At 59.8% G+C, this 22631-nt stretch carries 22 protein-coding genes and 1 pseudogene; 12 read left to right on the top strand and 11 right to left on the bottom strand.

Annotation, left to right across the window (positions count from 1 at the left end):
* From tnpB to ACVMIH_RS38440, 8 genes are all read right to left on the bottom strand, one after another.
* Positions 1 to 348 carry an IS66 family insertion sequence element accessory protein TnpB gene (tnpB, locus tag ACVMIH_RS38475; RefSeq protein WP_050382259.1) on the bottom strand — a complete coding sequence of 116 codons (348 nt, stop codon included), beginning with the start codon at positions 346 to 348 and terminating at the stop codon, positions 1 to 3.
* Positions 345 to 740, bottom strand: a complete 396-nt coding sequence (gene tnpA / locus ACVMIH_RS38470) for an IS66-like element accessory protein TnpA (protein WP_253589780.1) — start codon at positions 738 to 740, stop codon at positions 345 to 347. Before tnpA ends, tnpB begins: the two co-directional genes overlap by 4 nt.
* Before the next feature lie 46 nt (positions 741 to 786).
* Entirely contained in the window at positions 787 to 1137 is a 351-nt protein-coding gene (locus tag ACVMIH_RS38465; RefSeq protein ID WP_456865742.1) for a hypothetical protein, read from the bottom strand.
* A gap of 60 nt (positions 1138 to 1197) precedes the next feature.
* Positions 1198 to 1398 carry a type II toxin-antitoxin system MqsA family antitoxin gene (locus ACVMIH_RS38460; RefSeq protein WP_456865740.1) on the bottom strand — a complete coding sequence of 67 codons (201 nt, stop codon included), beginning with the start codon at positions 1396 to 1398 and terminating at the stop codon, positions 1198 to 1200.
* Positions 1399 to 1520: 122 nt separating this feature from the next.
* A complete protein-coding gene (locus tag ACVMIH_RS38455; protein ID WP_456827036.1) occupies positions 1521 to 1829 on the bottom strand; it encodes a helix-turn-helix domain-containing protein in 309 nt (102 codons plus the stop codon).
* Positions 1830 to 1891: 62 nt separating this feature from the next.
* Complete coding sequence (locus tag ACVMIH_RS38450) at positions 1892 to 2191, bottom strand: type II toxin-antitoxin system RelE/ParE family toxin (protein WP_456827035.1); 300 nt, start codon at positions 2189 to 2191, stop codon at positions 1892 to 1894.
* Between the two features lie 447 nt (positions 2192 to 2638).
* Positions 2639 to 2857: a hypothetical protein gene (locus ACVMIH_RS38445; protein WP_456865737.1), complete on the bottom strand. Its 219-nt coding sequence runs from the start codon at positions 2855 to 2857 to the stop codon at positions 2639 to 2641.
* 566 nt (positions 2858 to 3423) lie between these two features.
* Positions 3424 to 4230, bottom strand: coding sequence for a hypothetical protein (locus tag ACVMIH_RS38440; protein WP_456865735.1), 807 nt, complete (start codon positions 4228 to 4230; stop codon positions 3424 to 3426).
* Positions 4231 to 4499: 269 nt separating this feature from the next.
* On the opposite strand from ACVMIH_RS38440, the gene ACVMIH_RS38435 reads away from it, so the two are divergent.
* Both ACVMIH_RS38435 and ACVMIH_RS38430 read left to right on the top strand, forming a co-directional pair.
* A complete protein-coding gene (locus ACVMIH_RS38435) occupies positions 4500 to 5189 on the top strand; it encodes an outer membrane protein (protein WP_456865732.1) in 690 nt (229 codons plus the stop codon).
* Between the two features lie 70 nt (positions 5190 to 5259).
* Complete coding sequence (locus ACVMIH_RS38430) at positions 5260 to 6381, top strand: type III polyketide synthase (protein ID WP_456865729.1); 1122 nt, start codon at positions 5260 to 5262, stop codon at positions 6379 to 6381.
* Positions 6382 to 6561: 180 nt separating this feature from the next.
* Here the strand turns inward: ACVMIH_RS38430 and ACVMIH_RS38425 are convergent, their stop codons facing one another.
* Positions 6562 to 6855, bottom strand: a complete 294-nt coding sequence (locus ACVMIH_RS38425) for an integration host factor subunit beta (protein ID WP_456866668.1) — start codon at positions 6853 to 6855, stop codon at positions 6562 to 6564.
* Between the two features lie 496 nt (positions 6856 to 7351).
* Here ACVMIH_RS38425 and ACVMIH_RS38420 point away from each other — a divergent pair.
* The 8 genes and pseudogenes from ACVMIH_RS38420 (at position 7352) to ACVMIH_RS38385 (ending at position 18303) form a co-directional block, all read left to right on the top strand.
* Positions 7352 to 8684 (top strand): annotated as a pseudogene (locus ACVMIH_RS38420) (isocitrate lyase/phosphoenolpyruvate mutase family protein).
* Positions 8685 to 9973: 1289 nt separating this feature from the next.
* Positions 9974 to 10870 (top strand): S1/P1 nuclease, encoded by an 897-nt coding sequence (locus ACVMIH_RS38415; protein ID WP_456865726.1) that lies wholly within the window; start codon positions 9974 to 9976, stop codon positions 10868 to 10870.
* A 276-nt stretch (positions 10871 to 11146) separates the two neighbouring features.
* A complete protein-coding gene (locus tag ACVMIH_RS38410; protein WP_456865725.1) occupies positions 11147 to 11566 on the top strand; it encodes a hypothetical protein in 420 nt (139 codons plus the stop codon).
* Between the two features lie 89 nt (positions 11567 to 11655).
* A complete protein-coding gene (locus ACVMIH_RS38405) occupies positions 11656 to 13299 on the top strand; it encodes a CHAT domain-containing protein (protein ID WP_456865722.1) in 1644 nt (547 codons plus the stop codon).
* 504 nt (positions 13300 to 13803) lie between these two features.
* Positions 13804 to 14598 (top strand): hypothetical protein, encoded by a 795-nt coding sequence (locus ACVMIH_RS38400; protein WP_456865720.1) that lies wholly within the window; start codon positions 13804 to 13806, stop codon positions 14596 to 14598.
* A 653-nt stretch (positions 14599 to 15251) separates the two neighbouring features.
* Positions 15252 to 16052 (top strand): ATP-binding cassette domain-containing protein, encoded by an 801-nt coding sequence (locus ACVMIH_RS38395; RefSeq protein WP_456865717.1) that lies wholly within the window; start codon positions 15252 to 15254, stop codon positions 16050 to 16052.
* The gene (locus ACVMIH_RS38390) at positions 16049 to 17608 is read left to right on the top strand and encodes an ABC transporter permease/substrate-binding protein (protein WP_456865714.1); all 1560 of its coding nucleotides are present in this window, start codon (positions 16049 to 16051) and stop codon (positions 17606 to 17608) included. Before ACVMIH_RS38395 ends, ACVMIH_RS38390 begins: the two co-directional genes overlap by 4 nt.
* A gap of 365 nt (positions 17609 to 17973) precedes the next feature.
* Positions 17974 to 18303: an FAD/NAD(P)-binding protein gene (locus ACVMIH_RS38385; protein ID WP_253624427.1), complete on the top strand. Its 330-nt coding sequence runs from the start codon at positions 17974 to 17976 to the stop codon at positions 18301 to 18303.
* A 179-nt stretch (positions 18304 to 18482) separates the two neighbouring features.
* Here the strand turns inward: ACVMIH_RS38385 and ACVMIH_RS38380 are convergent, their stop codons facing one another.
* Positions 18483 to 18785 carry an HU family DNA-binding protein gene (locus ACVMIH_RS38380; protein ID WP_253624428.1) on the bottom strand — a complete coding sequence of 101 codons (303 nt, stop codon included), beginning with the start codon at positions 18783 to 18785 and terminating at the stop codon, positions 18483 to 18485.
* A 345-nt stretch (positions 18786 to 19130) separates the two neighbouring features.
* Here ACVMIH_RS38380 and ACVMIH_RS38375 point away from each other — a divergent pair, with 345 nt between their 5' ends.
* A complete protein-coding gene (locus tag ACVMIH_RS38375) occupies positions 19131 to 20564 on the top strand; it encodes an ATP-binding protein (protein ID WP_456865712.1) in 1434 nt (477 codons plus the stop codon).
* Between the two features lie 1150 nt (positions 20565 to 21714).
* The gene (locus ACVMIH_RS38370; protein ID WP_456865709.1) at positions 21715 to 21873 is read left to right on the top strand and encodes a hypothetical protein; all 159 of its coding nucleotides are present in this window, start codon (positions 21715 to 21717) and stop codon (positions 21871 to 21873) included.
* 63 nt (positions 21874 to 21936) lie between these two features.
* Here ACVMIH_RS38370 and ACVMIH_RS38365 read toward each other — a convergent pair whose 3' ends face one another.
* Positions 21937 to 22563, bottom strand: a complete 627-nt coding sequence (locus ACVMIH_RS38365; RefSeq protein WP_456865707.1) for a hypothetical protein — start codon at positions 22561 to 22563, stop codon at positions 21937 to 21939.
* Positions 22564 to 22631 lie beyond the last annotated feature (68 nt).

Raw genomic sequence — 22631 nt, 5'->3', positions numbered from 1 at the left:
TTAACCGGAAGCCTGCGGACGCCAAGTTGCCTGCGGCATTCGCCAGTCGATGCCGGACAGGAGATAAGAGAGCTGCGCAACGCTGATCGTCACAACGCCGTCCGCCATTGACGGCCACAAAAAGCGGCCGCGCTCCAGCCGCTTCGTGAACAGACATGCGCCCTGGCCATCATGCCAAATGATCTTGATCAGGTCGCCGCGGCGGCCCCTAAAAACGTAAAGATCGCCAGCGTGTGGATCCCGCTTCAAGCTCTCCTGAACCAGACGCGCAAGGCTCGGGAAGCCTCGGCGCATATCGGTATGGCCGGTCGCAAGCCACACCCGTACATTACCCGGTATGGCGATCATCGGCGCTCAAGCACCTCGAGGACCCGCGCCAGTGCCTCCGGGTCGACGTGCGCATCCACCCGGATGCGTCGCCGGTTGCCAAGATCAATCTCGATCAATCCAGTACGCGCGGACGCTACGGAGCGCACCCGACCGTCACCCGCAGGCAAAAGCTTCGCAGTTTCCTCCACCTCCGTAGCGACGACCTGCACCGGCGCAAAAGATGGTACAACCTGCTCTGATGTCCGTGCTTGTCGACGCCAGGTAAACACCAGGCTGGCCGCGACTCCGTTGCGGCGCGCAACCTCAGTCACCTTCGCGCCCGGCACCAACGTCTCCTCGACAATCCGTGCCTTGTCGTCCTGCGACCAGCGCCGCCGCCGCTCCAGCCCGCCCAAAACCTCGACCCGCATCGCCTGATGACCTTAAAGCTAGACTTAAGGCTACACGCTTCGCGAATTACCTCGCGTCACGCAAGACGGCGCCCGTCGGATGCGTACCCCGCTGCAGGGGCAGCACCACGAGTTCGTGTTCAGGTTGGCCGCCGGGCCGCTTCTTGCCCTTGCCGGGCTTGGTGACGATGCCAGCCTCAGCCAGCGCGGCGCTGATGTCGCGCAGTGACGTGCGAGGCTGCTGCGCGCGCAGCTGTCGGGCCATCGCAACGGCCTCGGGATGGCTCTCGGCGATGGGCTTCCGCCCTTCTACGCGGACGCCGGTGCGGCGCTTACGCTCGCGGGCACCACGTAGCTTTGCTACCGTCATCGCCTTGTCGAATTGAGCCACGGCGCCGAGGATCTGCCGGACAAGCACGGCGGTCGGCGGCTCAAGCTCTTTGACAAGCTCGGGATGGCGATTGAGGACGGTAATGAGCTAGACCGTCGGACCGCTCGGTTCGACCAGACCTCGTTCATATTTGTCGAATGCACTCGGCCCGCCCCGGAAAACGGCGCCGGCCCTGCGTTGCGACAGACCAAGCTTGGTTCGGACCTTGCGGATCGTCTCCTCGAGCCCAGCGAAGGGCCTCGGCGAGGCGCAAAAAATTATTGGGGTTTGGGGTGTGAGCCGCCGCATGTGATGGATCGGCCTTGAGCCTCGGCTTCGATCCTGGGCGCCGACACGGTCGACGGCCATACTTCGACGACCATCGAAAAATAACGCGGGTGTGCGCGTGTGTGGGTGGCTGCGCCCACCACTCAGGCGGCTTCAGACTCTTGCGCGAGCGCGCGCTCCACGGCGTCCGGATCACGATCGATAATCGTCAGATAGGCGCGCGCGGTCTGATCGGGAGCATATCGCCCTTGCTCCCAATCTCGCAGGCTGGCGAGCTTGACAGAGAAGCGCAGGGCAAACTCCTCCTGCGTCAGTCCGACCTTCTTTCGAATTGCCTTCACATCGATCGTTGCCGGCACGAACGTCTTGTAAGTCGCCGGATCGGCCTCGCCGCGCGCGATCGCGCGGCCCTCCTTCGCCGACTGGATCAGCCGCTTACCAAGGGTGGTCATCGTTATCCCTCCAGACACACTCACACTTCATCACACCGAACACTCAAAACCCAACTACACACTCAATGACCTGAGATTGAAGCAACCTTGATCGCTACTCCTTTTCGATAGTCATCCGCATATCCCTCAAGTTCTTTCTTGAGGGCGTTCCGCTCCGCCTTGCTCAAATTTGCCGCCTCTCCCTTGTTGATTAAGGCCAGCAGCAGGACCGGCACGTCGTTGCCCGCGAAATAGTGGACGGTCCGATATCCGCCACTCTTGCCTTTACCGCGACCAGGGAAACGCACTTTGCGAGCTCCGCCGGTCCCCTTCATCATATCGCCCTGCGTCGGATCTTCGGCGATCGCGGTAACGATGGCCATCTGCTCCTCTTCCGAGAGGCCAGCCGATGCTGCGTCGGCAAGGAATGTCGGGTTCGGATCACGCTCTGCATGCGCACAATGTACGGGAAACCCGTAGTTATTTCAAGGGGGGGTCTTGGTCGTCGGATCAGAGAGGTAGACGTAGATCGACATTGGTCAGGATCGCTTTCAGTTATGCGATCCGAGCTGTGGGGATGTTTCCGGCCATTGCGGTAACGGAACCAACCTCCACCGCGCGGAATATCGCGGTTGGGATGATTCCCGTCACCAAGTGCGTCTTGGACCCGGAAGCGTCTCTTGGAATAGCCCGGCGCGGGCATCAAGAGCGTTGACCTGCTGGTTGCTCTAAAGCATCGAACTCCTGCGCCCGAAAGTGCAGGTCAGGAAACTGAATACCCTGATTCTCGGCATGCTTGGAAGCCAGCGCGCTCGCTCCGGCGGCGCGCTTCACCGCCTCATGGCGAACGCCTCGACCTCCTCGAGCGTGGCGGTGTACTGGCGGCCGGCCCAGCCGAGCAGAATGTGGCCGGATTGAAGTACCATGTAGCCGACACCGTAATGCTTGCGCAGCCAGGAGCGGGCTGGCGTCTTGGCCAGAGTATAGCCGCCCTTGGTCAGCCGCCGGCGGAGGCGATCTTCACGGATCTTGGTGGTGGTGGTGTTCATAGCAACGGTTTCCATCTATTTGGGTTTGCTACCGTTGCGATGAGCCGACTGGCGGTCAGGAGCGGATGACCGGGCGGCGGGGCATGATGCCTTGCCCATCGCTCAGAGCGATCCTGATCGCGTTTCAAGGGGGTGGCGCGACAGGATTGACGATGTCGCTGATGATGTTGGTGTCGAGAAGATAACGCGTCACAGATCGGCCTTACGCCCTTCTTCACGGGGGCGCGTCAGGTCGAGATCGGCACCAACGAGCGGCGAGCGACGCAACGCACTCAAGATGCCACCGGGCTTCGGTGGCTCGCCGGAAACGGCCTGTTGCGCCGCGCGTCGGAGATGCCCGGCTTCCGTCTGTCTGTTTCCGCTTGGACAAAGTCCCGCGCGGCCTTCTGTGCGGAATCATATGAGTTTGTCGCGGCAAGCCGTGTTGCCATCGTCGATAGGCCTGGCAGCCGTCGGATACACTGACGGGATTTCGCGGCAGGTTGACATGTCGAACGAAATCGAATCGGTCGTCGCCAAGTATTTTGGCGATGCCCGCAACGAGATGTGAGCCTGTCAGGAACCAGTCATCGGCAACGCCGTCGGAACATGTGCCTAGGTTGCGGTCTTGCCTGGTGTCGTGGGTCGCTTGGGTGTCGAATGCTGATCGAGACGGTGGCGACTACCACGCGCAGCACGGCCGACGCTTGGCAGATCACAAGCATCACCGCCAAAGGTCCGTGCTGATCGAGTCCGGCCGGGGCCCTTAGCGCTGGATCGCGCGGCGGGGCAAGCGCGTTAGTCCGCAAGGCGCTTGCGATTGTTCTGATATTGTGTTCGACCATCTCGATGTAGCTGGGAGCATTGCCATTCTCGTAGGTCAGGCTAACGGCGTTGACTTCCTTGGCGAGTAGCAAACTTTGCGGTAGCTTCAGCAAACGACGAGCCATCGGCAGCTGAAAGGGCAGCAGTATCTCCCACCTTCTCGATCGTTTTGCGCGGAAGCAACAATTCACGTCCCATCTTCCGTCACACCACCACGTGGTCCAATCCAGAAGCAAACAATCGGCGCTTCCCTCGATCGGATTGGTCGGCCAGCTTTCAAAGACCCAGAAGCTGAGCCCGTACTCGCGCATCACCTTCTTCTCTTCTCTGTCGACATTCGTGCTGAGAGGCTCGTCATAGGCGGCAAAATATAGTTCTAGTCGCCGCACCAATTCTGGCTCGGATATCAAAACGTCCAGAATGCGAGAATTCGGCGGTCCTCTCCAAGGGAGGCGTTCGCGGGTCTTTTCCGCGTTCAGCAAATCGTTTTCTGTGATTGGTCGCACGCGAAACCGTTCGTCGAACATCGTTCGAATTGAGGCCAAGCCGTCGGCATCGGTGATCAGCATTCGCCTCTATCGTAGTAGTGACGCATGAACCCAACCGGATACGGCGCCCGGAGCCCCGGCTGCAACCGTGGCCACATCGAAATCCGATCCGCGCCTGGTCAATCTGGTGCGCCTGCTTGCTCGGCAGACGAGCCATCCATTCCCAGAGGCGGACACAATCTTTCCAGTCACCTACCAAGCCTATCAATTGATCAACAAGACAGACACATGGCATGCATCCGCGTCCGTGAACCCCTCAAGAACATTGACCTCGATTTGGGTCGAGAAGAATGAAACGGCTGCTCCTGGGCACGATAGTCATCATCTTGCTGGTCGCAGCTGTCGCCGATCTGGCCGCGCGGCTCTGCCAGCGAAGCGGTTCAGACATCGGTATCAATCGCGGCGGTGGCCGTCGATGCTGGGAGTACGTCAACGCCGGAGATGTGGTCCGTGCGCAGCCTCCTGCCCTGACGTATCCTGGTGCGACAGGAGGCCCGCTCGGCGGTGAAATCGGCTTCCGCTGGCAGATCGCGAACTCGGTGTTCGGCATCGCGGTGAAAGGCAACTGCGCCAATCCCGAAGACTGTAACGCTAAACTCGTTCTGCCGGGCCTTCAGGATGAAAGCCAGATTGTTACAGGCGGCCCGGTTAAGGACCCGTTCGGTTACACCTGGAATGAGGTGCTTGTGTACGTAACAGGCGCTACTACAGTCGCCCGCAACAAATATCGGCTGCGCGAGCTTGCGACTCCGCTGCTCCTCGTCAACGGCAGCGAGGGCCAACGGGGCGGTGCAGCAGGGGTGAACGTAAAGCTTCTTTTTCTGCCCACTAGGCCGTCAGCGCTGAGTACGATTGCGTGTTCATGGGCCCTCCGATCATTGGCTTTTGCCCAACCGGAATCGCAGGCTTTTCAAACGGGCGCCGCAGGAACTGCCCGCATTGGGCAGGACATCAACATCGGATTGGTCCACGTGAACTAACGCATGGATGTCGCGGACGTCCTTGATCTTCGCTTTGGTGTGAATCTCTGTCGAGCGACGAGAGTAACTGATGTCCAGAATTTTGGCTGTTGGGACGGCTTTGCCACCGTTTCGTTTCTCTCAGACCGACGTCAAGGCATTGGCGGGTCACCACTTCGTATCCAGAATGGAGAAGCTGAAGAGATATCTTACAGTATTCGATCATGCGTTAGTCGATCAGCGCTTCTTTTGTGTTGAGCCCGAATGGCTTCTCAGCGAGCATCGCATAAGTGAGACCAACCAGATCTACTTGGATTGGGCGAAGGAGCTCGCGTGCAAAGCGACGGTGCTCTGTCTCGACCGGGCTGGGGTTAAGCCCGAGCAAGTCGATCGGGTTTTGTTCGTCTCCACGACAGGGATAGCGACCCCTAGTCTCGACGTGGACCTAATCTTCAAGGTCGGGTTGCGACCAGATGTAGGACGGACGCCGATTTTTGGCCTCGGATGCGCTGGGGGAGCATCAGGAGTTAGTTTAGCAGGAGCCCTTTGCCGGGCAACCAACGAACGCATTCTCATCGTTGCTGTGGAGCTGACTTCCCTTACATTCCAACCGAATGATCTCACCCCAAAGAACGTTGTCGCCTCAAGCCTCTTTGGAGATGGCGCTGCCGCGTTATTAATCGGGCCAGCTGAAAGCGGCTCTGGCAAGCTGGATATCGTGAGAAGTACGAGTTTGCTTCACCCGGACTCGACTTCTCTAATGGGTTGGCATTTTGGCGACTCCGGATTTGAGGTCGTGGTCTCCGAGCGCATTCCATCAATGATTAGCGAATTGATGCCAAGCGCAATGCGATCGTTGCTCGCGGAGGATGGCATCCTTCCCAGCCAAGTGAAGAGCTTTATCTTTCATCCCGGCGGGAGAAAAGTATTGGAAGTTTGTGAGCGGGGCCTCGGCAGGTCCTCTGAGAGCTTCTTTTCCAGCTATGAGACACTTCGACTTCATGGAAATATGTCCAGCGCAACTGTGCTATTCGTGCTGGAACACGTGCTGGCGCATGAGAAGCAAGCGCCTGGATCATTCGGTATCTTAGGCGCCTTCGGGCCAGGCTTCTCAGCCGAACTGACGCTACTGAAGTGGGCTGACACAGAAGCAGAACAGCCAAAGCCCGCCCACCTCGAGCTGTCGGGAAACCAATTGAAGCGGGTCGCCTAGTCGTCGCTGCTGGGTGCCGTGGAACAGAGCTGACCAGCGGCAGATCTCGGGCACGCGAGCGCTCGACAGCACCCGGCGGACAGTTTGGTGATGCCGTCTGCATGACCGCTTACAGTTTCAGCATCGCTCCGGAACCGATCTTGACTGTCCTCTCTTAGACAACCTCAGACGGCGAGTTGATCAATTTGGAGTCTCGTCACGGTTAAGGCGCTCATGCATTGCCCTGCTGGCCTTGAAGACCGGAAAGCGCTTTTGCTCGATTTGCACGTACTCGCCCGTTTGTGGATTACGGCCTAGGCGAGCCCGCCGATGGCTGACCGAAAATACTCCGAATCCCCTCAACTCGACCCGGTCACCGCGCGCGAGCCCCTCGACGATCTGATCGATGATTGCGTTCACAATATTGTTGACGACGCTCTGATAGAGATGCGGGTAGCTGTCGGCGATACGTTGAACGAGTGCGGACTTGATCATTGACACCGCTATTGCCATTTGGGGAGCGGCCATTTGCTCGAAAGCGTTGGCGACTGTCAAGATACCCCTATGCCGGCACTGAGCAAGGCATGTCATCGTGCGACGAAGAACCAGCGTTTTGCTAGCTGCCTCGCAGGTGAGCGCGACATGTCCTCGACTTACGCCTGATCGGCACACGGACCTTCAATGCCGCCGCCAAGAGATCCATAACGTTGCACGGCGGCACGCCTGTTGCAACGACCCCACCATCGGCTGCTCAAGCTCAAGCCATTTGCCAAAAACACTGTCTGTCTTTGTGTTGGTCGAATGGAATGCGAGCACCGACCGGTCAGGTGTCCGAGGCGACACGGAACGAGCCTCGGCGTCGATGGCAGCTGGATTCTCGGTCGATCATTGCAAAAAGCTTAGCTAGCATTGCTTCGCACTACAGCGACATGCAGCCATCCCGCGGCCGGTCAACTACCAATCCCAGCGATTGATCTTTCACCTTCGACTGATGAACGCTTCTCGCTCCGCCGAAGCGTCTAATCGAGCCGCCGACTCATCACCTTCGCAAAGGCTGCGCACTCTGGTCTGCTCCAGCAGCGCACTTTCCCTCCTCACGGAGACGCATGACGGCCTCTCAGCCGCAGTAGCCGGGCGCGCGGGATTCAAGGGCCTCTGGGCGGCGGGTCTATCGATCTCTTGCTCGCTGGGCTGCTGCGATGCCAATGAAGTATCGTGGAGTCAACTCGCCGACGCAGTCGAACGGATCGTTGACTCGACCGAACTGCCCGTCCTGGTCGACGGCGATAGCGGATTCGGCAATTTCGACAACGCCCGCCTGCTGGCGCGCAAACTCCATCAGCGCGGTGCTGGCGGGATTGCGCTGGAGGATAGCTGCTTTCCGAAGACAAACTCGCTTATCGGCGAGCGGCATCCCCTTGCGGATACCGCCGAGTTCGTAGGCCGTCTATGGGGGCAGTGAAAGACACAGTTGCAGAAGACTTGGTCCTGTTGGCCAGGATCGAGGCGTTGATCGCCGGCCGCGGAATAGACGACGCAATTTCGCGTGCTCATGCTTACGCGGATGCGGGTGCTGATGCTATGCTTATTCACTCCCGGAAGAGCAGCGCGGATGAGATCCTTTCGTGCGCGCACGCGTGGCGGAACCAGCTGCCTGCTCGTTCCAACGAAGTACTATCGAACACCGGCCTCTGAATATCGGAAAGCACGCATCTCCACGGTCATCTGGACCAATCATGCAAGTGGCGGCGATGCGGCGGGTCTGCCGTCGTATCCTAACCGAGGAGAGTACGACCGGCATAGAGCCCGACATCGCAACGCGCGACGAGGTGTTCGCTCGGCGCTTCATCACCCGCCCGGCATCAGTTGGGGAGGACCACGAGCCCATTGAGATCGCTGAATTTTGGCGACGGATCGAGTGCGACGCGTTTGCTCTGCATTGGGAAGCACATGGGCTCCATTACGGTCTCCTCAAGCTCATCGACAATTGGCTCGACCAGAGTCATGTCGTCGTCGCCAATGGCTCGCGCTCCGTAGTGCCCGAAGCACGTCGCCGCTATGCCAATCTACCGGTCATCCGGATTACGGCATCGCCAGCCGTGCTCGCGGAACGGCTGGCGATGCGCGGACGTGAGGGAAATAAAGCTCAAAAGGAGCGCATAGCGAGAAGCGGCACAATCAACATTGACCTCAACGACGCGCTGACGATTGACAACTCGGGCAACCTCATCTTTACCGGAAATCAGTTCATCGAAACTGTTCTGAGCGAATTGCCAGCAGATACTCATATTGAACAATATGCCGGACGCGGAAACGATGCATGAACTCAATACTGACGCGCGTTATCTGTTTGCGTCCGCCGCGCGAGCGAGTTGGATCCAAGGTCGCCGTGCCGGCACGAACGCCTCCAACGGTACCTCGATTCACCCGCTTTAATGACAATTGCGTGGCGCGAGCTCCGTCCGGAGACACGCAACTATCGCATCGATTCTTCGAGATCCAGAATGGCGGCCCGCCACCGTGGACCGCAGGTGTGGACGAGCACCTGCCAGAGACCGCAATTGAGACGACCTTCGCACTCTCTTCATTGCCCGGCGAGTACCAGGAACGAAAAATTCGTATTAGACAGGTGACCATTCAAATACCCGAGCACCGTAAATCCCTTTGTATAGGTGGATCTGGCAAAAACGTTGGTCCATTGGGTATAACCGTCACCCGCCAAACCGGTGCTGGTCAGTATCACCACCGGTGGGGTGCTGTAGCTCGTTAGCGAATTCAAACGTGAATGTCCCCGCTGCCTCACGCGAGACAGGAACCGTTTTGGCCGGAACTACGTCTAAGCCAAGTTGTGGTCCCTTACTATCATCGTAGCGGCCATAGCAAATTATCCTTGGATCGTTTGTCATTGCAAAACAGCTCCATGCTTCGGTGAGACTGGTTCGCGTGATTGAATATCCTCCCGACGTCGACTGTGTGACAGTGCGAACGACTTATCTATGGATAGGCGTAGCCATACACCCGACTTCCATTGAGCGTCCGTTCTGTACAAAGATTTGAACGCCGACAACGACACCATCTGTCAACATAACCATGCAGCGGGCATGGTCCGCACCGTGATGTTCGCTGTGAAACTGCACTCTCTCGCCCGTAGGAGCCGAAACTTGATCTGATTTGCGCCGGCGACACCTCTCAACGTTCATCTATGTGATCTGGGAAGACCTCGTTCCACAATTTCGACCAATGCAATCTGGAGCTATCTTCGACCAAGAACCGTGCACAGCTCTTTCGCTGCGGTATTGCAGCGGCATCGGCTATCTAGCGACTGAACCGATTTCGAACCTGATCCTCTCCTTACCTCCGACGGCCGACAGAACGATTGCGGATTGGCAACGAGTGAATAAGGGGGCCGCCGTCACTCGAACGTGGGATGTAAACCGGCGATTCTCTTCTGGTTGTTCATTGACATTCACTCACTCTGTGCGAGAGTAGTTGCGTTTTCGCAAAGAGGCCCTTCTGACCACTTCGAACCTATGCAGAGCTTGACGGCATTAGCAGCTCCTAACTGAGCATTTTGACCTTCGTTGTTCCGCCAATGATTTTGAGGGAGTGGATTATGATCCGGCTTGCGACGAACTTGGCCATCCTTGCCTGCGGCGCGGCTCTCAGCTGTTTTCACATAAGTGGTGCGCTTGCCTGGGGCGACGAAGGTCACGAAGTGGTGGCGCTCGTAGCGCAGTCATTCCTTGATGGAGATGTACGCAAGCGCGTCAATGCACTGCTTGCTGCCGATAACGACTCGCTTACGGCGCACGACATTGCGTCGGCGGCCACTTGGGCCGACAAGTTCCGGGACACGAACGCGAACAATGCTCGCGAGCGCACGCGGCAGTGGCATTTCGTTGACATCGAGATCACGGCTCCGAACCTTGACGATGCCTGCTTCAATCATCCCCCTGTGCCCAAGGGAACGCCCGCCTCCGATGGGCCTGCATCCGATTGTGTGGTCGACAAGATCGATCAATTCGCGAGCGAACTCGCCAACCCCGCCACCGATATCGAGGAACAAGTCGCCGCGCTCAAATTCTTGCTTCACTTCGTTGGCGACGTGCACCAGCCATTGCACAGCTCGGACGATCACGATCGTGGCGGCAATGCCAAGAGGGTCTCGGCGGCAGGGCTAAGCGCAGGCAATCTTCATCATTTTTGGGACACCGAATTCGTAGACCAGTTGGGGCCCGATCCGCAAACGATTGCCTCCGATCTCATCGGGCACATCACGAAGGATCAGCAGACGCAGTGGCAATCGGGAAGCCCCGCCGACTGGGCCAAGGAGACGTTCGCGCTGTCGAAGGACGATGCATATGGGCAGCTTCCAGCTCCCAACGCGCGTGGAAGCTTTCGGTTGACGGACGACTACGTCACGACCGCAACAAATGACGTCGGACTCCAGCTGAGCAAGGCGGGCGTGCGGCTGGCAATGATCCTGAACCAGGCACTGCACAAACCATAGGTTTTTGGCGACGGTGCGGCCTGCGAAATTCGCAGCCGGCCGAAGAGACAATGAGGCCTCCGCTCAGACGCATCGTTTCAGACCAAGGATGTAAGCTCGCTTGTCAGGACGCTATAGGCTGCCTGGAGGCGCAGGCGGTCGAGGAGAGAAATGCCATGACCCAACGCGACATCCATGCTGTTGTGCTCGTGATGCAGGACGGGCGCGAATCCGGCGTCGCATCATGGCCATGGCAATCGAAGCGACGCGGGTCGCTGACGCGACCGGGAGACGGCCGTGGCTAAGAGTGTGTTTGGCCGCTTTGGTGTTGGCATCCTGGGCGATGCGACGGTCAAGCTAGGCGCGGTCGAAACCCTGATGACGTGCTTGCCGGAAATTTCGACCGGCAGTCGGCAAAAGCTGCTTGATGGCATCATCGCTGCGGCCGCCGAACACGGGCCATTCGACTTAGAGTACGGCCAGCCTAGTAACCGACACCAGCTGACGCTCGACGCCGAACAAGTCATTTCGGTGTGCCGGGGCATTGTCGATCACGCTGATGCGACGGTGCGTCGAACCTTTGCCAATCGTCTCGCCCGTGCCGACTGGGTCGAGGCTATGCCGTTTCTAGGGTATCTAGCGACACCGACACGGGGGTTCGCCGGAGCGCCTATGCCGGCGTCAAACGACACGATCCGCCGCTCTTCCAGGCGCTAAAGACGATCGAGGAGTTACCCACCGCCGCCAGGCGATTTGCGCCATCGCCGACTTCTTTCGATGTGCTGTCTCTGTCACCTGACATCAAATTGGATACGCTGCCGGAGGACTCACCGACTAGCCAGAAGGACCCGCCGGAGGCGACGCGGCCGTTCACCGCCATCAAACGGCGTACCTGTCTCGGCTATGCCCCCGACCCCAAGGCTCCCGGCCAAGGGGAGATCACCTTGCTGCTTCGGGTGGAGGGGTCCGAGGACGCCGCACGCAGTCTGGACATCCGCGTGCCCGCTGGAAGGGATCACGCAACGCTGCTTTTGCACGTGAGCTCACAGTCCGCTTCCCTGAAGGTTGAGCCCGAGGTCCAGACGATCCGCGTTCCCCGCAATGGCGACAGCGACGAAGCCCGCCTGCGGGTCACGGCGCTGCACGCGATCAACGGCGAAGGCGAGGTGGCCATCACGGTTTTCGACGAGTTTCGCCTTGTCGGCAGCATCGCCGTCATGTTCCGAGCGGAGGTCCGTGATAGCACACTCATTCTCTTGAAGAGCCGCGATATGTTGTTCCGCGAAGCTGGCGACAGCGGAGCCGCGCCGTATATCGGTCCAACGATCCAGCTGTCGCTTACCAATGAAGCTCCTGCGCGCATCCAATTTCACATGCCGGCGCTGAACGAGTCGGGCCAATTAGAGCTGGTGCCGCTCGGCAGCTCTCGCGACGACTACGACGCTTTCGCGGTGCTCAATGCCCTCGCCGCGGCGAGCACGCGGATCGAAGGCATCGAGAAGAATCTCGGCAACCCGCGTAAGGTCGGGGTCGAGAGCGTCGACCAGGTGCTGGAACTACTGGCCATGGATTTCCATGGCATTGCGCGCGAGATCGTAGACAATCTGATCTCGCTGCAGACGCGGACCGTGCTGGCCCGCCTCGACACGAATGCGGTGGTACAATGGGTGCTCAAGAACCCGAAGCTTGACGCCGTTCCTTGGGAGCTTGGGTTTCAGACCGCCGCCCAGTCCACTCTCAAGGAGCCGATATTGCTGGTCCGGGTTCCGGTGCGTGACGACACCGGCGCAGCCGGCTCTCCGAGGACGGCCGCCAACGTGGCCGCATCACCGCAGACCAAACGGAGGCTTGTGTATGTGGTCGGCGATGGCGTGGCCTCCGACGCAACCACGCTGAATGGGGTGCTCGAGGTCGTCAACGTCGCCAGGAATAAGGACCTTGACGTTGTCCCCAACGTGACCGGCGGCGCCCGCGAGCCAATGAACCTGCTGAAGCTCAAGAACAGCGTCCCCCAGGCCGACATCATTCATTTTCTCTGTCACGGCATCGTCGAGTCCTCGGGCAATCTGTACCTCAAGATCGAGAACAACCTCGGCGGCCAATTGCTGCCGCACCACATCCGTACTTTCGCGCTTCCGAAACAGCCATTGGTGTTCGTCAATGCCTGCTCGTCGGCGGCAGCGACATTTGGCGCGGCCGGGTTCACCAGTTTCGCTCGCAGTTTTTTGGCCGCTGGTGCGTCGGCCTACATCGGAACGTTGGCCCCGGTCGTCACCGCGACGGCACTGCGCTTCGCGACCGCGTTCTTCGATGGCCTGCTGGGCAAGGGCCTCAGCATTGCCGGAGCGATGAACGCAGCGCACGAGGTTATGGCTGGCGACCCCGATCCGACGTGGCGTCTCTATGCGGTCTACGGCGACCTCGGCGTCGCCGGCGTGTCTGCGTCATGAAGACTGGGAGGGTCAGATGAATATGAAGGACTGGGTAATCGTCGTGCTGACGGCGGTGTTCGTAGCCCTGTATGTGTTTGCGCTCGCCAACAGATTAATGACACCCGGGACGAGCGGCAGCAGGCGGTAGACCAGAGAGACCGGGCGCAGATCGAGCGAAACGATGCCGTCCAGCAGCGTGAGAGGTTGGCGACGAAGATTGCCGATGCAAAGGCTGCACTGAGCGCCGCTGCACCGGCAGCTCCGCCCGAGCAACTCGCCGCAACCCTCAGCGGCGGCGGCGCCGCGGCGCCTGCCCCAGAGGCGGTGCAAAAGGCGGCCACGGCCGCCCTCAAGGTACTCGAAACCCCGTAAGCCGCCTCTACTCGACCATGTGGACGTCGCGATTCTGCTTGGCCGGGCCGGCAATTCAGAGCGTCTCAAATCGCACGATCGACGTCTTGCGCCAAGCGCTTCATGCAAACGGGTGGTATGGCAAACGCAACTTGCAAGGAGGATTTTACGATGCCGTTCGGAGACAACCAAGCGCCTCGACCTGAACGATCCTATCTCAATCTTTTTGAGCCCCCGCCACAGTTGGTTGAGCCCGCCGTCCGGGCCTGCCGGTTATTCAACACGACGCTGGACCTCATCTTCTACAATGTGCCGGCGTTAGCTATTCAGCTCGCCGAAAGAGACGCGCCGATGCGAGCCCGTGAGGAGAAACCTCCTTCCCGCATCGTCCAGTTCGATGCGCTCAGTGATCCGGAAGGCTCACTTCTCCTGATCGACGCCAATACCGCGCCCTACGTCCACAGATATACAGATGTGGAGCTGTTCCTGGCTTCACCTCACGCGGAGACGCGCGCTGTCGAGATCGCCACGATTACGGGAGTTGGGAGCTCGGCGCTCGGCAGCGCCGCGATGGCATGGGACATCTCTCGCGCGCTCGGAAAGCCCGTGCTTGCGATTGTTCCCGGATACGGCATGGCGGACGTCATGCTACAGGCACTTGGAGGGTGGTTCGGCTTCGGCCTCTACGACTATGTGCATGCAAAGAGCCTGACACTCTCGCCAATGCCACGCCCCGGACCGCGAGCATCGGCCGTCAACTGTCGGCGTCCACACCGGACGCGAAGACGCTTCATGGCGCACCCGTTTTTCGCCACGGGTCTGGCTCCTCGGACGTACTGCACGCGCTCCTCCTTCATCGCGAGACTCCGTTCAGGCTGCTGGTTGGACACAGCAAGGGCGCCCTGCAGATTGGAAATGCGATCCGTTCCCTTCCGCCGGAGCGAACGCGAGACCTCCACGTCGTGACGCTTGGCTGCCCGATCTCGAGTGATGTCGAAGGCGTGCGCTACTATCAATACCTTGGGCTGTTCGACGCCCTGGGACAGCTCAATATGTGGGGACACCTGCCAAACAAATGGCCGCCGACCTGGCACAGCACTAACCCCAAGTTGCCGCCCGCAATGGCGGCGGGAACATACACGGTAGACGCGTTCCTGCCTGCTCCAAGCCGAGATTCACCGTCCACTTAACTGCTGTGCGACATTCATCGGCAGCGAAAGCCTAGCTGATAGGGAGCTCGACAGGTCCAAGATTCCGGCCAATTCCCGTATTCCTCGTTTAGGAGGCGCTCTACATGCGACGAAAGCAACCGTGGCCAGAGGAGCGTTCAACGTTATGGAGGTCATTGGACCGGATGGAAGCTGTGCTCACCACTGCGCTCTACCTAGCTTGGCGCGAAGAGCGCGGCCACCACGAAGGTCCCCCTCTGCAAAGCGTGTGAGAAGCACAACGGTACGTTTCGTACCGGAATGCGGCGACGCCATTGCCAATTCCGAGTCTCAAACCACCAACCGTCTTGCCTCCTGTCGCGGCAGTCCCGCATAGACTTGCGAGCGTCCTTCCCGCAGAATGAAGCGAAGTTCGGATTCGGGACACTCGCGCACAGGTCCAGTCCAACCATGGCACTCGCACCGCTGATCGTCTACGCCCATGTCGGGAAGCGCTTTGCCGACGGTCACGACGGCGAACGCATCACAGCCGTTGACGATGTCTCGCTCGATATTGCCGCGGGCGAATTCCTGGCGATCGTCGGCGCATCCGGCTCCGGCAAATCCACCTTGTTGCGGCTCGCCAACCGCCTGCTCGATCCCGACAGCGGCTGCATCATGGTGGAGGGCCAGGACGTGCGCGACATCGATCCGGTGCGCTTGCGCCGGCGCATAGGCTACGTCTTCCAGAGCGGCGGGCTGTTTCCACACATGCGCGTTTTCGACAACATCGCCGTCACGCCGAGACTGCTCGGCTGGCCCACCGCCGAGATCGCCGCGCGGGTCGACGAGCTCCTCGACCTGGTGCGGCTCGATCGCTTCCTCCATCGCGATCGCCTTCCGCATGAACTGTCGGGCGGGCAGCAGCAGCGTGTAGGCGTGGCGCGGGCGCTCGCCGCCCGCCCCCGCATCATGCTGATGGATGAACCCTTCGGCGCCCTCGATCCGCTGACCCGCGATACCCTCGGCGAGGAGTACCGCGCGCTGCATCGCAGTCTCGCCTTGACCACGGTCATGGTAACCCATGACATGACAGAGGCGTTGCTGCTTGCCGATCGCATCGCGGTGATGCGGGCCGGACGGGTTATGGCGCAAGGCCAGCCGGCTGAGCTGTCAAACAATAACGACCCCTATGTGGCGGAGCTATTGCGTACGCCCAGGCGCCAGGCTGAGCGGCTAAACGCCCTGCTCCCGGGAGCAAGCGCGGGATGAGTTTCCTGACCGACCCTCGTTGGCGCGACGCTGCGGCGCACCTGCCGGATTACCTTGGCAGCCATGTTCAGGTCAGCCTGGCAGCGCTCGCGCTCGGGCTTGTGATCAGCCTGCCGCTCGCGATCCTCGCACGCAACGATGCCGTGATCCGCAGCATCCTGCTGGGCCTCGCCAGCGTCGTCCAGACCGTGCCAGGACTGGCGCTGCTCGCGCTGTTCTACCCGCTGCTGCTCGCCATTGCGTCGTTGACACTTCACTGGTTCGGCTTCGATTTCTCCGCGTTCGGATTTTTGCCCGCCATGCTGGCGCTGGCGCTTTACTCCATGCTGCCGGTGCTGCGCAACACCATCACCGGGCTGAACGGCGTCGATCCCGCGTTGCTTGAGGCGGCGCAAGGGGTCGGTATGACGCCGCGGCAATCGCTGTTCACGGTGGAATTGCCGTTGGCGCTGCCGGTGATCATGGCCGGCATTCGCACCTCGGCGGTGTGGGTGATCGGGACCGCGACATTATCGACGCCGATCGGGCAGACCAGCCTCGGCAATTACATCTTCGCCGGCTTGCAGACCCAAAATTGGGTGCTCGTGCTGTTCGGCTGCGTCGCCTCGGCGCTGCTGGCGCTCGCGGTCGATCAACTATTAACGCTCATCGAGCGCGGATTGCGCGAGCGCAAACGCCTCCGCACCATGCTCGGCAGCGTCGGGATCGCCGCACTGGTCGCGGCGACGCTGATCCCTTCGATGGCACGGACCCCATCGGCCTACGTCATCGGCGCCAAGACGTTTGCCGAGCAATATGTGCTCTCCGCGCTGATTGAGCAGCGGCTCCAGGCGGCGGGATTGCAGGCCTCGACGCGCGAGGGGCTCGGCTCCAGCGTGATTTTCCAGGCGCTCGCGGCCAACAACATCGACGTCTATGTGGATTATTCCGGCACGCTGTGGCTCAACCAGTTTCACCGCACCGATATGCCGCCGCGCGAAGCCTTGCTCGCCGAGTTGAAGGAGATCCTGGCAAAACAGGACATCACCCTGCTCGGCGCGCTCGGTTTCGAGAACGCCTATGCGCTGGTGATGCCGCGGCAGCGCGCCGATGCACTCGGTATTCACTCGATCGCCGACCTGGCCGCGCACGCGCCGACGCTGTCGATTGCGGGCGACTACGAGTTCTTCTCGCGCCCCGAATGGACCGCCCTGCACAAGGCTTACGGCCTCGCATTTCGCACGCAACGACAGATGCAGCCGGATTTCATGTATGCGGCCGTGGCGAGCGGCAACGTCGACGTCATTGCGGGTTATACCAGCGAGGGGCGGATCAAGGAATACGACCTGGTGACGCTGGCCGATCCCAAGCACGCGATCCCGCCCTATGATGCGGTCCTGCTGCTGGCACCGCGGCGGGCGCATGATGCGGCGTTGCAGGCGGCGCTGAAGCCGCTGCTTGGCCGGATCGACATCACGGCGATGCGCGAAGCTAATTTGCGTGCCAGTGGCCGCGATGCGAACTCCTCGCCCGCCGCGGTGGCGCGTTGGCTGTGGCAGGGGATCGGTGGGCCGTAGACGCAAGCTCAGAGTGTCAAAGGCGGTGGACAGAAAGCGGTTGCCCTTCGCGCTGGCCGAGCGGCGGCGAGCGAGGGCGTGATGTGCGGCCCATGGTCACGAAGATGTTAAGCATTCCAGACATTGACCTACACGGGCAAAACAGCGGAGGGGCAGCTGAGCCCCTAGCCGGCTGCTGCTGCAATGGCTGCGCGAGCGCATCGATGCGCAGATGGCCGCAGGGGACGACTGGCGCAGCGTGATCGATGCCATCAGGCCCCATACGCAGCGGCTCTGGCCTGCCGCTCGCTTCCGGGCGCCGTTTCCTCGAGCGCGCACGGGCCTGGTGCGACATCCACCGCCATCGCACGGCGTCTGAGGTGGAGATGCGCCTCGCCCACGCGTTATCATCGGAGCGTCTCGCTCTGGTGGCTGCGAAAGTCGCCGGCATCGAGCCGATGCGGCCGGCGCTCTGGTTCGCTATCGCCGGCGGGGGTCAACAAGATACCGCCAGCCTCCAGGTCGGCTTGATCGTCGATTGCACGGGCATCGTTAAGGATCCGCGGGCGACCAACAATCCAGTGATCCGTCGCCTGTTTGAGCAGGGCCTGGCACGAGCAGACGCCCTACAGATCGGCATCGACATCGCGGATGATTGCGCCGTAATCAACCGGAACGGGACTGCTTCGCGGCGTCTGTTCGCGGTGGGCCCCTGACCCGCGCCGCGTCTGGGAGATCGTCGCGATTCCCGACATCCGCAACCAGTGTGCCGAGCTGGCGGCGCGCGTCACGGCCGTCAGCGATCCGATCGTCGTTCCGCCGGACTTAGCGACGTTGAATGGAGAAGCGTCGTCGCCGACAGCGTCGATGCCCGCAACGCCGCTGTAAGGACCAGCTATACCGCGACTGCGTCTTTGGCAACCTTGAGCGGTGACGCTTTAACCGATTTGCTGGCAGGCTTGGCAGCGAATTTCATCGGCTCCTTCGTGAAGGGATTAACCCCCATGCGGGCCTCGGTAGCAGGCTTGTTCACGACCGACATTTTGACGAAGCCGGGAACGACGAACTCACCGGACTGATTCAATTCCTTGTAACCGATAGTCGCCAGCTCCTCGATGACGGCCTTTACGTCAGTCTTCGATAGCTGCGTTCCTTCAGCAATCGCGTCAATCACCTGGTTCTTGGTCATCTTGGCCATGATTAACTCCTTTGAGAGGCGCAGAACGGTTCATAACCCGATCAACCGATGTCCGAACGTGGTCGTGCCAGTGCACGAGGTCGAGCGGTTTGACCGCGAATTCGTGTCTCCTGTTCGCGATCGCCAGGCAGCGAGGGTGGCATTTCATGGCGGTCAAGAAAGAGCTCCAGGACGCCGGCGTCGAGCCCGTGTTCAATCCGAAAAAGATCGGGGCGGCGTTCTATCGGAGGGCGTTAATTTGCTGCAGCCCGGGTACTGGGACGCCAATTGCCGCGGAGCGGGACAGCCTCTTGCAAATAACATAATCTCAATTATAATAATTCAGATTATCATGGATTAGGCAAAATGACCGCTTTCATCGGACGCCACCAGGACCTTGCTGTTCTTGAACGTGAATTCGAAGCCCGCCGTGCATCATTAGTTATTCTGTACGGGCGACGCCGCGTCGGCAAATCAACGCTTATCCAAAAGGCATCCCTGGATCGGGCGGCCATCTATTTTCAAGCGACCCTTGTCGACGATTCCCTCAACCTCGCTGCCTTCAAAGGGGAGATATCCCGCGTTCTCGGGAGCGATCCGATAATCGATGGAATCTCCGATTGGCTCGGCGTCCTGCACTACGTCGCCAAAAAAGCCGAAAAAACCAAAGGGCTCATCCTTGCTCTTGACGAATTTCCTTACCTCGTCGGCGGCAACTCGGCGCTTCCGTCCATCATGCAAAAGTTCTGGGATTCGAAAGTCGCCGAGCCCGGCGCCTTGAAAATCGTTCTCTGCGGATCGTTGATCGCGCAGATGGAAGAACTCCTCGCTGAGCGCAATCCCTTATATGGCCGCAAGACGCTGGCCCGCGAAATCCTTCCCATGTCGCTCAGAGAGGCCGCCGAATTCGCGCCGCAATGGGATCCGGTCGACCAGATATCTCTCTTTTCTATCCTCGGCGGCGTTCCGTACTATTTGAGCATGTGCGACGCATCGCAGTCGCTTGCCCACAACGTCCAAAACTTGTTCCTCGTCCCCTCGGCGCCCCTTCAAGAGGAGCCGGAATTCTTACTTCGAGCCGAAGTCAATGAACCGCGTCGCTATGCGAGCGTCGCGGCCGCTATCGCAGATGGCGCGACCAAAGCCTCTGAAATCGTCGCCCGTGTCCCGGGGCTGAAAGAGGTAGCTCAGCTTTCGCCTTATCTCGTCCGCCTGCAGCAGATGCGCGTGATCGCGCGTGAGCGGTCTCTGGACGCCGATGAGCATGCGCGCAATCACAAATATTCGCTGCAGGATCCGCTCTTCAGGTTCTGGTATCGGTTCGTGCGCCCCAATCTCGGAGCTCTTGGCCGTGGATTCGGAGCCGAAGTTTGGAAGCGGAACATCCACCCTCAAATGAACAATTACATGGGACCGGCGTTCGAAACCGTCGCGCGCGATCACCTGCGTGATCATGCCCAAGAGCGCTTCGGCGTCCCGGCCTCCGAAATCGGCCGAGTCTGGGGGAATGATTTCGAGATCGACATCGCCGGCCGACTCCTCGACGGATCCGCGGTCTTCGGCGAGTGCAAGTGGGAAAACGCGATGATCGGCGAATCCATCCGGAAGCACCTCGAGGAGTGCATTGCAAAGACCCGATATGCGGAAGAGTCTCAAGCGAGACACCTTGTTTTCTTCGCTCGCAAGGGCTTTTCTGACGCCTTGCGGAAAGCGTCCGAGATTGACAGTAGCGTTCAGTTGATCGACCTGGAGGAGTTGGTGCAAACACCAGAACCGCATCCCGCGCCTCGCGGACCCTGAGGTTTTTGACATGTCGTGGATCGACGAAGTGAAAGACAGGCCCGACCGTCCAGCAGTTCATCGAAATCGCTGGTAAGGAGCGCATTGCCAAATTGCCTCATCGTTCCCCTGCGCTTCATTGCTGTTGGGAAGCAATCTATGTGAGGCAACAACTCAGCATTCAAGACCTTTCTGGCGACGCAATGCGTTTACGTTTTGAAAGGGTTTGCTGCTCTGTCCGATACGCGAGTGCCGAGCCGCGTCACTTACTGACTTCACTGTACAGCGCGCGCGGTAGGGACAGCGTCGGCTTCAATCGGCCGGCGACACTGTCGTGCGCAAAACGGGGACAGCAGAAGCCAGCAGATCCACGCTGAAGGTCCAGTGAGCGTTGAGGGTGCCAGTGTGGGAACAATCGATAAGCGGATTTGTGAAACGAGCATCGACGCAATTTCGGCGCGGCGGCGATGCATCAAGAGAGTGAGAAAGTCCCTGCCCCATCTCGCCCCGATGCGCCCGCTTGCGGTAATTGAGGCGAAGAACAGGGCCAGATTGCCTGTCTGGAACCGAGCTTCGTCCAGCACGACGACTGGCAAAGCCGCCTCCGATCGCAGATCAAGAGCATCGCCAAAATATTGATGGCCGTTGCTATGCTGCTCGCCGCGGCGGGCCTGGTCATCGAACGCGGAAAAAACGTGTTATGCGACACGTTGAATGTGTGCCCATCCAAAACCAGTCGCGCCATCGCGATTTGGCCGTTTGCCTCGCGTGCGGCGTCCCCGCCTGTTCTGGCCACCTACGAATCTTCCTGGGTAAGCGGCGGCGATACTGCCGAAGCCGCCTGCGCTTCGCGACGCCAGATGTACGCTAAGCAATATCCGGCTTACTCGATTGCCGTGGAAAGCCGGAGCGCGAGCAGGAAGGAGTTTCTCGGACACGTAAGCTACCGATTTTCGTGCCTCTATCATGCTTTGCCAAATGCAGGGAGTAGCTGATAGCGGCCGTTCCGAGTGTCGCTTGGCAGAACGACGAAGGCCCCGGTTTCAACCAGGGCGTTTTTGCTAATTCGCTCAAGCCTCATCGACGATAAATCCGTCATGCTTCCTGGTACTATCCGGCCGGAGGCAAGATCGGAGTGGAATATGGACAGCGAAACGTTTGCGCGCTTCTCGTGGAGAAAGTCACCCTGGTGGGACTGATCAAATTTCTCGATCAGAAGGGAATACTCAGCCAAGACCTCATCATCGAATTTCTCGAAAACGAGGCGGCCACCAGCGAGGCCGCGAGGGATGAGTTGTCCCCACTCATCGCCGACGCATTGAGGCTATGATTGCCTCGATTAGAGAGACCCAGCCATGGAAACCGACCGCGATCCAGGTGGGAAGCAATGAGGTTAGACTCGGCCCATCCCCAAGAACTCGTGAGGATCGACGTCCCACGCTTCGCCGCGATAAACATTCTCGGCAGAGTCCACGCAAACGGGCGTGAGCTTGACTTTTCCGGTCTGGCCGTTGGCCATCAAAGCCTCCGCGATATCCGAATACGGCAGTAGCAGGTGGGCACTTTGGCCGTCCGACAACGACACTGGCAAACGGGTATCGGGCATTCCGGGAAAGCGATCGGCGAGCATGGGCGCCAGGCGGGCGCCGCTCGGTGTCTCGAATGTTAGGGTCTTGACGGTTACGACCCGATGGCCGGTATTGACCGCCTCCAGTTTGGCATACGGCGGTCCAAGTTGATCGCCGTAGGTAGGCATTGCCGATGATGCGGTAACGGTAATCTCGCGCCGATCTTTTTTCAGGGCCTGCCGCCAGTTGAACGTCGAAAGCGCCGCGCCATAGATGGCGATCACGAACAGCACTACGTCCCTAACGACGGGAAACCACGCCTCCACTGACATCCCCAATTCCTGCTTTGACTGTAGCACAAGCCGCAACGCGTTAAGCTGATATTGAAGGAGGGCCAGTTTGCCTGCGTGAGCAAGCGGCGGCCGTTTTTCTTGGGTATCTGCGCTGCTCATCACTAGTCAAAATCCAAAGACAAGCATAGTGTACCGCAAGTATTTGAGACAATTTATGATTGAACCGC

It is taken from the genome of Bradyrhizobium sp. USDA 4503, from assembly GCF_054055815.1.
This window is presented reverse-complemented; position numbering and strand designations above follow the sequence as displayed.